We start from the raw sequence: 13359 nt of genomic DNA on the forward strand, positions 1-13359 counted from the left end.
GTTGTAAATCTCCAAATTTAAGAAAAGCATTTCGATGAAATCGATTTTTTATGTGAACTAATGTAACAATAGTGGATATACAGGATCTTTTTGGCAAGGTATTTATTGTATAATCAGCAGGCCCAATACCCCTGTTGACTTTAATTGTAAAGGATTTGACATTGGTTTACGACAGGAATCGTAATTTTGTGCTTTAAAGATAGTAAGATGACCTTAATCCAATTGGAATATATTATAGCTGTTGATACCTACCGAAGTTTTGTTGCAGCTGCAGAAAAATGTTTTGTCACGCAACCTACGTTGAGCATGCAAATACAAAAACTTGAAGAGTCTTTAGGGGCAAAAATCTTTGACCGGAGCCGTCAGCCTGTTGTTCCTACAGAAATCGGCGAGAAAATTATTCTTCAAGCTCGAATGGTATTGACGGAAAGCCGAAAAATCAATGAGATTGTACAGGATAAAAAAGGGGAAATTGAGGGTACACTAAGGGTCGGTGTTATCCCGACAATCGCACCATATTTACTTCCGAATGTGCTGACCACATTTATGGAAAAATATCCGAAGCTACAATTGCAGATATGGGAATATACCACAGAACGGATTGTGCATGAATTGAAGGTCGGACTTTTGGACTGTGGTGTGCTATCTACTCCTTTAAATGACCCTGGGATTTTGGAGTCGCCTTTATTTTACGAAAATTTTGTCGCCTATATCTCAGTCAATAGCCCCCTGTTTCCGAAAAAAATACTGAGTGGCGATGATATTGCCGATGATAAACTTTGGTTGCTCAATGAGGGGCATTGTATGCGTGGGCAGGTACTTAATATTTGTCACCACAAACACAATCAAGATCTTACAGGAAGATTTGAATATAACACCGGTAGCGTAGAGACCTTAAAACGTATGGTCGATATCAACGATGGCATCACCATATTACCTGAATTGTCGATTTGGGATTATTCCGATGAGCAATTGGATCGAATCCGTTATTTCAAATCACCAGAACCGGTGCGGGAGATATCATTGGTGACCACACAGAACTATGTGAAGAGACAGGCCATCCAGGCGCTGGAAAGAGAAATATTGGCCGTAGTACCCGATAAATTCAAAACAAAAAAGAAGAAGGAAGTGTTGAGCTTTCAATAGAACGATATGGGAAACCTCAAAAGACGTTTTTTTAAAAAAATAGACCAGATCAATCAATGGCGGATGAAGAAAGTTTCGAATCGGAACTTTATCATTATACTCGCATTTTTGGTTGGAATTGTCGGTGGTATTATGGCATCTGTACTGAAAAGATTAACCCATTTTATTGCAACGACAATACAAGATGATATCGACTGGAAAGTAAAATACTCAGTTTACTTAATTTTTCCATTGATCGGAATATTGCTCAGCGTGTTTTTTGTTCGCAAATTTCTAAAAGGGAAGAAGATGGAACATGGGATTACACCCATTATCTATGCCATCAGTCGGAAAGGCAGCCGATTGGATCCCAGTAATATTTATTCTCAGGTAGTGACCTCAGCTATAACCGTTGGCTTTGGCGGTTCCTGTGGTTTGGAAGCACCAGTTGCTTTGGGCGGGTCTTCTATCGGTTCTAATATCGCCCGTTTTTTTGGACTGCAGTATAAGGAAGTTACCATGTTATTGGCTTGCGGTGCAGCAGCAGGAATTTCAGGTGCATTCAACAGCCCTTTGGCCGGAATGATCTTTGCCATCGAGATTTTGCTTCCAGAATTTTCAATTCCCGTGTTCATTCCTTTGCTGATCTCATCAGCATTGGCTTCTGTTGTCTCTCGTGTGCTTTATAATGAACCCTTATTCAGTACATTTAATTCCGACTGGCAGGTTTCGGCCTTAATATTTTACCTCTTGTTGGCCGTGTTGATTGGGCTTTATACGATTTACTTTGCACGTGTTTCCAGAAGTGTGGGTAAATGGTTTTCTAAGATTAAGAATCCCTATAATAAAGTCTGGGTCAGTGGAATTGCTTTAGGTCTGATGATTTTTGTATTCCCGGCACTGTATGGCGAGGGCTATATTACCATTCAGCAGATTCTGAATGGTCAGTTTAACTCGATTGTTAAGAACAGTTTGTTTTCAGACTATAAAGATATGGGATTAGTCGTCCTGGGTTATACGATATTGACTTTATTTGGAAAGTCCCTTGCCGCATTATTTACTTTAAATGGCGGTGGAAATGGTGGTGTATTTGGACCAAGTTTAGTCATGGGCGGATTATTAGGATTTGCATTTTCGTATGGTGTAAACTTAACCGGAATAGCCGAGTTAAATGTGCCAAATTTTGTGGTTGCGGGGATGGCCGGTGCGTTGAGCGGCATTATGCATGCGCCGTTGACGGGCATATTTTTGATTGCTGAAGTGACCGGAGGTTATACGTTAATGGTTCCATTGATGTTGGTTTGTTCCATTTCTTATTTGATTAATCGAGCCGTGCTAAAGCATTCCATTTACACCAAGGTATTGGCCGAGTCTGGCGATCTGATTTCTTATGAAGATAAGGATCGATCCGTGTTAAGTATGATGCGGATTAAATATGTATTGGAAACTAATTTTGTGATCTTACGCCCTGACGAAACACCAAAAGGTCGACAAACAGACATCATCCATAGTAAACGCAATATCTTTCCCGTGGTTGATTATGAGGGCAAATTTATGGGACTTCTTTATAGTGAGTTTCTATTTTCAGTCTTATTGGGCGAAGTGGATGGGGGAGATACCACCTTTGAGAAATTAGCGCAGAAGCCAAATGATACCGTTGGGATCAACGAAAACATGGAAATCGTGATGGCTAAAATGAATAAGGACGATACGTGGATACTTCCGGTTTTAGGGGACGAAAATAAATATATGGGCTTTGTTTCCAAATCGAGTGTATTCAATAAATATCGCGCATTACTGATCCGTCAGGGGCACTATTTGGAATAAATCAAGTATACAGTTAGGACCCGAAATAAAGCGTGTAAGGATGAACTTCCTTGGATTACCTTTAAACCCAAGGAAGAACAGTGAATTTTTTAAGCGCGCAAAGCCATTATCTTCGTGACATATTTCCCGATGATATCAAACTCCAAGTTGACTGTGCTCCCCACTTCAACCTGCTGCAAGTTGGTATGCTCTAACGTATATGGAATGATGGCAACGGAGAACTGATCGTCTTTAGAATCGACTACTGTCAAGCTGATACCATTTACGGTAATGGATCCTTTTTCTACGGTGATATTTTGTTTGGAAACATCATATTGAAAGGTGAAAATAAAACTACCATTTTCATCTTTCTTTTGGATACAACGCGCAGTCTGATCTACATGTCCCTGAACGATATGTCCATCAAATCTTCCGCCTGCCAAAGTACAGCGTTCCAGATTGATCAGATCGCCCACCTTTAACTGAGCCAGATTTGTCTTCTGTAGGGTTTCGTCAATTGCTGTCACTTTATGGAGATCATTGTTTAATCCTACTACAGTAAGACAAACGCCATTATGACTAACGCTTTGGTCTATTTTAAGTTCATTGGAAATAGCAGAACTGACGTAAAAATGGATATTACTTTTCTCCTGTTCGATATTTTCTATTTTTCCTAAGGTTTCTATGATTCCAGTAAACATGTTATTTTATTTTTGATTGTTTCCAAAGTTACTAAATAAAAAAATGAAATATGATTGTTAAGGTCGCACAAATACTGTCGCGATAAGTCAGGCGTATGCTAGTTGAAACTGGACTTGATGTTCAAACTAGCAGGATCGTTATAGCGATTGTTAAAAGGATCTTTAAAAAGGGCAATCCATCATTTCGGACCCTGTTTATGCATCCAATTGAACCTTTAAAGAATAAGAGTGCTTGATAAAACGAAGCAAAGAAGGAATCGCCCATTCCATGGTAAATTTAAATAATGCACGAGTTAAATACTGTGGTTGGGAGGCGCTGAGCGAAGCTACCAAAAAAAAAGCTTGTTGAAAAATGCAAAAAGATTGTAGTGTACATTGTACACTTACTATTCCTTTTGTCATTGCTATGCTAAAACAAATTTATGGGAGTTGAAAAAAAATATAACAAAATTTTTGTTTATATCATTTGAAGCACTATCTTTGTCCTAGGTTTAGGTTGATTGCCTCTTACAAAGAGGTATTTATAAAAGCTTAGCAGGTCGCCCGACCGAATGCTAAGCTTTTTTTTGTTTCTAGTTTTTTAAAATTATTGCTTTCTTAGTTTACTGATAAACAGCTGTTTGTATTTTTTTAAACCGTTCCAACGTTGGACGGGAAGTATTGCCTGAAGGTGGTTAACCTTAGGGGGGATGCTGTGTGAATAGCCTATTGATCTATCTAGGGGTCGGATGCAGGAAATTGAAGGGAGTTAATTATCCTTTGAAGGCATGCCATGCGTATAGCATAAGAACACTGAGGTATTCAAATTTTTTAGATTTGAACCTTTCTTTTAATGCGTATAATGCCTTAGACCTTGCATAATAGACGGTCGATGCGGTTGTGTTTAATGTTTCACAAATTTCTTCGGTATTCAAGCCGTCCAAAAAGCTGAGCTTGAAGATCTGAGCCTGCTGTCTGGGGAGCAAATTTATTTCAGCAAGCAGCAATTCGGTGAGTTCTGTCCGGAATATTTTCTTGAGTACATCGTCTTCCGGAACCGACATATGCTGAAGAATATCGAGCTCCTCTTTCCGTATTTTGAATTGCGTCGTTCTTTGCATATCGATACAGGCATTTTTAGTAGCGATAAAAAGAAAGGCTTTCAGGCTTTCATAATTCTCTACCTTTTGTCGATTATTCCATAACTTAACAAAAACATCGGAGACAATTTCTTCGGCGTCGGTTTTGTTGCGGAGGTAGGAAAAGGCAAAATAGCGTAACGAATGACCAAAATGATCCATAAAAAAGCATAAAGCCATTTCATCACCTTCTTTTAGTGTATTGATGTATGATTCTATTTGCTGCATACTTGGTTATTGATCCTTTTACGTTGGCCTTCGGAACATGTTGTACTCCTCTATGTTCGATACGTCATTCAATAGGTACATTCACATTAGGACTCCAGCTGTGGATTGCTGTGCTAAATTACATAAAAAACTTGGGTTGTCATGATTCAATCCGGACAACCCAAGTTTTTTAAGATTAAAAAATGAAGAAAGAAATCGATTTATTTTTTAATCATCTTATTCGCTACAATTTCCCATTCCTGAATATGGGCAGGTCGGTGTTCATGCTGAACAATTTCATCAAAATGTCGCAGCATCTGTGGGTATTGTGCTGCTAAGTCATTTTCTTCCCAAGGGTCTGTCGTTAAATCAAACAATTGCCATTTTGCTTTGGGGTTTTTCTTCAGATCGAGTTTGACGGCCTTCCAACGTCCTTCGCGTATGGCGAGCTGGCCGCCCTTTTCTGGATATTCGAAATAGAGGTATTGATGTTTCTGTTGATTCTTCTGACCCAGCCAGGTTGGAAGGAGGGAGAGCCCATTGCTGTGTCCGGGGCTTTGTTGAACCAGCTGTGCGAAGGTTGCCATGAGGTCATATTGGGCCGAGATAAGGTCCGTTTCAGCATTGGCTTTGATATGGTTTGGCCACCTGACAATTAACGGAACTTTGATACCACCTTCAAAAACATCCATTTTTAATCCCCTAAGCGAATCGACACTGCGGAAAAAGCGATAATCTATGCCCCCATTAAAACCAGTTCCGTTGTCACTGGAAAACAGAATAATGGTATTGTCATCTATTCCCAATGATTTGATATGTTTCATAATCGTACCGACTTGGTCATCCAGATAGGTGATCATACCCGCATAGGTCGCTCTTGGATAGGGGGTAGCGGTATAGCCGTCCTGTCCGTAATACGGTTTGTCCTGGAAGAGGTCCTTATATTTATCCACATATTCCTGGGGAACTTGTAGTGATAAGTGCGGCAAAGTATAAGGAAGGTATAAGAAAAAAGGTTTACTTCGGTTTTTGTCGATAAAAGCCAGCGCTTTCGCTGTCATTAGTTCAGGTGCATATTCCTTACCGTCAAACTGCTTGAAGTCCTTTGCCGTGGCCTTACTGGAATCTAAAGGAGTATGTACAAATTTTTCCTTGTTTTGAAGGGGATATTTTGTTTCATTTTCCCAAAGATGAGTTGGGTAGTAATTGTGGGCCTGTTTTTGGTCCAGGTAGCCAAAAAAATAATCAAATCCCTGTTTGTTGGGGCTTCCGGTGGAATTATTCATCCCAAGTCCCCACTTTCCAATGGCTGCGGTCTGATAGCCGGCTTTTTTAAATAGGTGAGCCATGGTATACGTTCCTTCAGGAAGTGGCATCTGGCCAGCTTCGAGACTATCTGCAAAACCGCCCAATTCATAATTTCCGCGAATATAGGATTGGCCACCATGCTTGCCCGTCAATAACATGCAGCGGGCGGGGGCACAGACAGGCGTACTTGTATAGTGGTTTATAAAACGTAGACCTTCACGTGCCAGCTGTTGGATATGGGGTGTTTTGATCAATCGCTGTCCATAGGGCTCCGTTTCGGCATAACCTAAATCGTCCGCATAAAAAAATATAATATTGGGCAATTTTTGTTGCTTTTTCTTTTGTTGTGCAAAAAGAGTCCCCCATCCGAGGAGGATGAGGGCGAGTCCAGCTTTTATTTTCATTTTTTACGTTCTCCTTCCAATAACTGCTTGAGTTCAGCGACCTTTTCTGGATATTTTGAAGCCACATTATTCTTTTCGCCGATATCATTTTTGAGATCGTATAACTGATCTTCCGGAAGACTTCCTGTTTCAGTATCGGTTAGTTTCATGTAGGGGGCACCTTTGCTGGGTGCAATATATTTCCATTCGTCCTTTACGATAGCCAGTGTCTGCGCATGCTGTACCATACTGCTACGTCCCTTATTATCTTGACCGGTTAAGGTTTTCAAGAGTGGGGCGCTGTCTTTTGCTTCATCTGCTTTTAGTGGAACATCCAATAATTGGGCACTTGTTGCCAACAGATCTATTTGGCTGATCAAAGCATTGGAAACTTTCCCCTGTGCAACACCTTTGCCGCTCACGATAAAGGGCACGCGCGTTCCGCCTTCGAAGATGCTATATTTGCCACCGCGTAGTGGGCCTGCGGGTAGATGGCCATTTTGTTGGGCCACAGCTCCATCCATATAGCCGTCGTCGAGAACGGGCCCGTTGTCGCTACTGAAAATTATAATCGTGTTTTTGTCAAGTCCCAAGAGCTGCAACTGCTGTTGAATTTGTCCGACGGTCCAATCCAATTGCAGAATAGCATCGCCGCGGTAGCCGAGTTTGCTTTTCCCTTTAAATTGTGTTGCGGGCATACGTGGGACATGTGGTTCTGTCAAGCAGAAATAGAGAAAGAACGGTTTGTTTTGATGTTGGGAAATAAAGTCCTGGGCTTTGTGGAGAAATGTTGTGGAAACTTCTTCATCCACCCACCTGGCACGTGTTCCGCCGCTCATGTAGCCGATTCTTCCGATACCGTTGACGATAGTCTGATTGTGGCCCTGACCCGGTGAAGAATGCATTTTGAGCAGTTCGGGGTGTTCTTTGCCTGTAGGGTCGTTCCCAATTTTCTTTTCATAGTCCACCAGAATTGGATCATTGGCTTCAGCGGCCACAACTTGATCATTTTCAAGAAACACTGTTGGGACGCGATCTGCTGTTGCAGGAAAAATGAATGAATAGTCAAAGCCTACATCATTAGGCCCGGGTTTAATGGGGGCATTCCAGTCTTTTTGGACCTGATTTCCGAGTCCCATATGCCATTTTCCAACAATGGCAGTAGCATAGCCGGCATGTTTAAATACCTTGGGTAATGTAATTTTATCCGTAGGAACGATTAGTTTGGCATCGCCGGGCAGAATGCCTGTCCCTTCCTGGCGCCATGGATACGTCCCGGTCATCAATGCAAAACGGGAAGGGGTGCAAGTTGCCGATGTACTATGTGCATTGGTAAATCGGACGCCGTTCCGGGCGAGCTTATCCAGGTTGGGTGTCTCGATTTGTTTGGCACCATAGCTACTTAAATCACCGAAACCAAGATCATCCGCATAAATATAGATGACATTCGGTTTACTTGCCTTTTGGGCAAAACTAACGGTGGGTAGCGTAACAAAAAGGCTCGCGGAGAGTAATAACGCTAGAGATAGTGGCTTCTTCATATACGTTGAATTTTGTTTAAAGGGTATCGTTTGACAATTGACGATACCCAAGGTACTATTTTAAATTTGGATTGATATTAATTTCATTCTGTGGAATTGGCCAATGTTCATCTTGGCCAGCTCGGAAGGCCTTACTGGTTACGTACCATCGGCTATAAGGATCTTTGTTTCCACCTGCTTTTATGCGGAGATTTTTCGCACCTGGGAATGGTGCCCCATAGAAATCGCCCTTTAGTACATCTTTTGCGATACCCCAACGTAATAAATCCCAATAACGGAGTCCTTCCAGTGCAAGTTCGACACGTCTTTCGTTACGTAAGGTCGAACGCAGTGCGCTACTGCTTTGGACGGTGATGGCTGGCATATTAACGCTGCTTCTTTTTCTGACAGCGTTGATAGTTTTGTCCAGTAGGTCGCTGGTAATAGGATCACCATTTTCGAGTTTGGCTTCAAGGTAACTCAGGAGGACTTCGGCGTAGCGTATAATAGGAACATCGGCTCCAGAGTTTTGTAAGTTTCCACTAAAGCCTTCGTCGTTGAACTTGCGCAATCCGTAGCCCGTGCGTGTTGCCTGTTTTGTTGTTGTCAATTGATCAATAGACAATGTGGAATCTGGATGTGAGGTGTATTTTAAATTTTTAAAGCGGTCTCCATTTGTTATCACCGTGAAGGCTAAACGCGGATCCCGGTTTTTGCTGATGTCTTGCGCATTATATCGCGCATCATCGTACGAAAATGCCGTTCCATCGGTGAAACCATAGCTCTCTACAAGGCTACCAAGCGGGCAATGGAGATGCCAACCCCCAGCGACTGCGGGAAAATTGTGTTGGAACATACCGTTTCCAGCGAGATCAACAAGATACTGCGTGGCAAAAATAATCTCTTTGCTCGTTTCGTTGGTTCCATTAAATAAGCCTGAATAGTTGGGATCAATGCTGTTTTCATTGGCATTGATGATCTGCTCATAACTTTTGATCGCGTCGGCGTAGGCTTTTTCGGCCAGTTGGATGCGTCCCAGGAAAGCGAGGGCTGCCTGTTTGCTTGCGCGGCCCCGTTCTGCGGCAGTCAATTTGCCATAACTCGGTAAGTCGTTTGCCGCTTCCTGTAATTCACGTTCAACAAAAGTAACCAATTCCTGTTTTTTTGCTTTGGATACCTGGTTTGCCTCATTGGGTGTTAAGGTTTTGGTCACCAAGGGAGCGTCACCCCAGTATTGAGAGAGGTAGAAATATTGACAGGCACGTATAAAGCGCGCTTCTGCCTTGAAACGAGCGAGTAGTTCAGCTGAAATCGGCGTCTTATCAATATTTTCAAGGAAATAATTTGCACGGGCGATTTTCTTATAGGTATACTGCCAATAATTGTCTAAGTTGCCGTTATTGCTCGTTAATGTTCCATCGGATAGCTTGTTGAAAACCGAATTATCACCACGTCTATCGTAGGCATTGTCCGAAGCAAACTCCAGATAAAGTAGCCCGTTATAGGACCACCAGTCTGTGGGGCTGAATTCGGCGAGGGAGTTCATTTGGATTTCTGCTTTGTATAATCCTGTCAGCGCTGATTGCGCATTCGTTTCACTGGTCCAAAAAGTCTCGTTTGCAAATTTATCAAGCGGATTGGTTTCCAGCTGTTTTTTGCAGCTGATGCTCAGGCTTGATGCAAGAAGAATGCATAGGGCCAATTTTATATGTCTGTGTGTGCTATGTATCATGGTTTTTTATCGATCGGTTAAAAACTAAGGTTAACCCCAAATGTAAAATTGCGCATAATAGGGTAGTAGGCGCCGCTTGAATTGATTTCCGGATCCCAGCCTTTTCTATAATTGCTTTTGGTAAATAGGTTTTCGGCGTTTGCATAGATCCGCAGGCCTGACAATTTCCATTTTGCAAGGGTGTTCTTGGGAATGGTATAGCCTAATTGCATATTTTTGAGGCGTAAGTAGCTCGCATCCAAAAGCCAGTAGTCTGACAGCAGTGTATTGGGAGTACCTGTGCTTGGCAATTGTTCAATTCTTGGGTAAACCGCATTGCGGTCGGGATTTGCTGCTGTCCATCTGCCATCAGCTTGCCAGCGTTGGATATTGCCGTTTTGTGTCAACGCAAATCCAGCATAATTGTCCAATAAGCCTTTAACACCACTTACACCTTGAAGAAGTATTCCTAAGTCAAAACCTTTATAGCTCATCCCGATATTCATCCCGTAGGTGTATTTGGGGATACGTGATCCGATCACAGTTCGGTCATATGTGGCATCTACTTTTCCATCAGGTATGCCGTCGGGGCCACTAATGTCTTTGTATCGAATATCGCCTGGCTGTGGCTTTGGGTTGATGCTGGTTTGATTGGCCCAGCTTGCAATATCAGCAGCATCGATAAATAGGCCATCGGCTTGGTAGCCATAGTAAGCCTGTATGGGGTAACCGATAAATAGGGTTGAACCATTTCCAACTAAGCCATTTGGCTGGTTGATATTGCCGACACCCAAATCGACGACTCTATTTTTGACGGTAGAGAAGTTTAGATTCACATTATACGAAAATTCGTTCAACTTCTTTTGATGTCCCAAGGTGAATTCCCAGCCACTATTTCGAAGTTTTCCAGAATTCTGTACGCCTACTTCAAACCCCAAAACTTTGGAAACACTAGAACCTGGGCTCACCAAAATATCGTAAGTATATCGGTTATAATATGTACTACTGAATGTCAATAAATTTTTAAATAAAGCCACTTCCATGCCCGCATCTGCCGTTCGGGTTGATTCCCAGCGTAGCGTAGGGTCAACAATTGTTGTTCTGGCGACCCCTGGAGAAATGGTATTTCCAAAAGGGTAATTATAACCCGGATTTAAAACATCCTGGTATGGGTAGTTAGAGACAACGCGCTGTTGTATATTACCGACAATATTTTGGTTTCCAAGTACCCCATAAGATCCTTTGATTTTCAATTCGTCGATCCAACTATAATGGTCCTTTATAAACGATTCTTCACTCAGCAACCAACCTACTGCAATCGAAGGGAAGGTCGCATATTTTTTATCGGTTGGAAAACGGGATGACCCATCGTATCGAACAACACCCTCGACAAGGTATTTCTTGGCATAATTATATTGTACGCGTGCAAATAATGATTCTAATGCCCACTCTGAGGCTGTCCCAGCGTTCTGTTGCCCATCTGGTGAACCTACATTTAACTCGGTAAGATCATTGCTGGGAAAATTCTGGCGGTAAGCGCTTAAACCTTCGCTGTAGCCTTTTTCGAAAGAATAACCACCTAATATTTTCAGGTTATGCGACCCGAAAGTCTTCGTGTAGTCTGCTAAAGCTTGAAAAGTTTTGTAAGTGTCGTAGGGCGCACTTTGGTTCAGATTTGAGGGGCCCAGAATTATGGAATTGTTGATCCGTTGCGAAGCTCTGAAAAGTTTTGTACGGCCATTCGTCTGCGTATACCCGCCAATAGCGGATAAGGTCAGATCTGAAATCGGTTTCCAATCGAGCCTTGCGTTTCCCGAGATATTGGATACTTTTTCTTTGTAGAAGGATTCGCTCTCCAGGAAAGATACGGGTGTCCCTTTCAGGTTATTTCCTGCGCCCCAGTCACCGTTGCTCAACCGAATAGGGTATATGGCGGGATAGCGAATCACCTGAGAAATGATATCCGTCATGCGGGAGAAGTCGAGCGTTGCCGGTGCTGCCGGTTCGTCTGTTTCGGTCTGAATTGCTGCTACCCGCGTCGTTAATTTGAGCTTGTCATTGAGGTTTGATATGAGATTGAGGCGGACATTGTATTTGTCAAAATTGTTTTTGATGACAATACCTTTTTGATTCAAAAAACCAGCAGATAAGGTGTATTGTATTTTATCTGTGGTATTGGATATATTTAAATTGTGGCCTGTTTGTGTTGCTTGCGACTTAAATGAGCTTGCCATATAATTGGCATTGGGATAATTGTCAGGATCTGAGCCATCCTTAAATTTTTGGATTTCTTCGGCCGTATAACCACCGCCACCACTTGTGGTTTCGTTGAGTAAGGAAGCGTACTCCCAAGAGTTGACAAATTCGGGGAATGCTGTTGGCTTTTGGATCCCATAATAACCATTGTAATTGACCGTTAATTTTCCGCCAGCTGCGCCTGTTTTTGTTGTTACCAGAATAACGCCGTTTGCGGCTCTAGCTCCATATATGGCTGCTGAGGAGGCGTCTTTCAATACCGATATCGAGGCAACATCATTTGGATCAATATCGTTAAAGGAATTGGTGGGGATACCATCAACTAAAATAAGTGCGTCGGTACTGGCGCCGAATGATCCCACACCACGAATCTGTATGGTATTGTTTGCTGCCCCGGGTTGGCCAGATCGCTGTATGACGGTCACGCCCGGCATTTGACCTGTGAGGGCCTGAGCAAGCTGGGGAACGGAGCGTTTGGCGAGTTGTTTCCCATCAACTTGGGAAACCGAACCGATTAGTTCTTTCTTTTTTGTCGTACCGTAGCCTACGACGACGACTTCCTCCAATGCGTCGATATGCTGGCTAAGTTCAATATTGAGGTAAAGCTGGTTGGCCAACGGGATTTCCTTGGTTTGGTAGCCGATCATTTTAATGACAAGTACGGCGTTATTATTTGCTTCAATCTGAAAGTTACCACTTGCATCTGTAGTAGTTGCTTTTGTCGAACCTTTTATCATAATTGTTGCACCTTGGAGCGCGGTTCCTTTGCTATCGTGAACATTTCCCTTGATGGTGCGGTTTTGTTGCACTAAGACGTAATTGCTTGGAAGGTCATACGATAGGTGGTTTGTTTTTAACTTCGTTACGACAAGCATATTATCCTGAAAACTCCAATCCACAGGTTGGCCTTTTAAGAGGATCGGTACAGCTTTTTCTAAAGGCATATTGCGAACCTGCGCCTCAATTTTTAGTTCAGCAAGTTCTTTACCATTCAATAGAAAGGGGACGCCACTCTGTTTTTGGATGGTACGTAGTACCTGCACCAATGACATTTTTTTGGCGTTAATCGTGATTGATTGTGCGTAGCTGGCTGCAGACAGCTTAACAACACATGCAAGAGTAAAAAATGCGCTCAGTTTCATTTTGGTCTTCCATTGCTTGGGGATGTTCACAGCAATTCGATTTCTATGAACAAGAAATTTAAAATTCATAAATTTGTTGAAT

The 13359-nt window shown here is 42.4% G+C and carries 8 protein-coding genes; 2 read left to right on the forward strand and 6 right to left on the reverse strand.

All coding sequences use genetic code 11. The features are described from left to right. The first annotated feature begins 207 nt into the window (after positions 1–207). Both B3600_RS22300 and B3600_RS22305 read left to right on the forward strand, forming a co-directional pair. The gene (locus B3600_RS22300) at positions 208–1146 is read left to right on the forward strand and encodes a hydrogen peroxide-inducible genes activator (protein WP_046675858.1); all 939 of its coding nucleotides are present in this window, start codon (positions 208–210) and stop codon (positions 1144–1146) included. A gap of 6 nt (positions 1147–1152) precedes the next feature. Continuing rightward, the gene (locus B3600_RS22305; protein WP_070569765.1) at positions 1153–2952 is read left to right on the forward strand and encodes a chloride channel protein; all 1800 of its coding nucleotides are present in this window, start codon (positions 1153–1155) and stop codon (positions 2950–2952) included. 89 nt (positions 2953–3041) lie between these two features. On the opposite strand, the gene B3600_RS22310 is transcribed toward B3600_RS22305, so the two are convergent. From B3600_RS22310 to B3600_RS22335, 6 genes are all read right to left on the reverse strand, one after another. Next, the gene (locus B3600_RS22310; protein WP_046675860.1) at positions 3042–3632 is read right to left on the reverse strand and encodes a riboflavin synthase; all 591 of its coding nucleotides are present in this window, start codon (positions 3630–3632) and stop codon (positions 3042–3044) included. Positions 3633–4384: 752 nt separating this feature from the next. Further along, positions 4385–4978, reverse strand: coding sequence for an RNA polymerase sigma factor (locus B3600_RS22315; protein WP_286754427.1), 594 nt, complete (start codon positions 4976–4978; stop codon positions 4385–4387). A 200-nt stretch (positions 4979–5178) separates the two neighbouring features. Further along, complete coding sequence (locus B3600_RS22320; protein ID WP_286754428.1) at positions 5179–6669, reverse strand: arylsulfatase; 1491 nt, start codon at positions 6667–6669, stop codon at positions 5179–5181. Next, entirely contained in the window at positions 6666–8189 is a 1524-nt protein-coding gene (locus B3600_RS22325) for a sulfatase-like hydrolase/transferase (protein ID WP_112374473.1), read from the reverse strand. Before B3600_RS22325 ends, B3600_RS22320 begins: the two co-directional genes overlap by 4 nt. A gap of 55 nt (positions 8190–8244) precedes the next feature. After that, a complete protein-coding gene (locus B3600_RS22330) occupies positions 8245–9900 on the reverse strand; it encodes a RagB/SusD family nutrient uptake outer membrane protein (RefSeq protein WP_112374474.1) in 1656 nt (551 codons plus the stop codon). Positions 9901–9917: 17 nt separating this feature from the next. After that, positions 9918–13346 (reverse strand): SusC/RagA family TonB-linked outer membrane protein, encoded by a 3429-nt coding sequence (locus B3600_RS22335; RefSeq protein ID WP_286754429.1) that lies wholly within the window; start codon positions 13344–13346, stop codon positions 9918–9920. Positions 13347–13359 lie beyond the last annotated feature (13 nt).

Origin of the sequence: Sphingobacterium sp. UBA2480 (assembly GCF_002341965.1) — a bacterium.
GTDB classification, from domain to species: domain Bacteria; phylum Bacteroidota; class Bacteroidia; order Sphingobacteriales; family Sphingobacteriaceae; genus Sphingobacterium; species Sphingobacterium multivorum.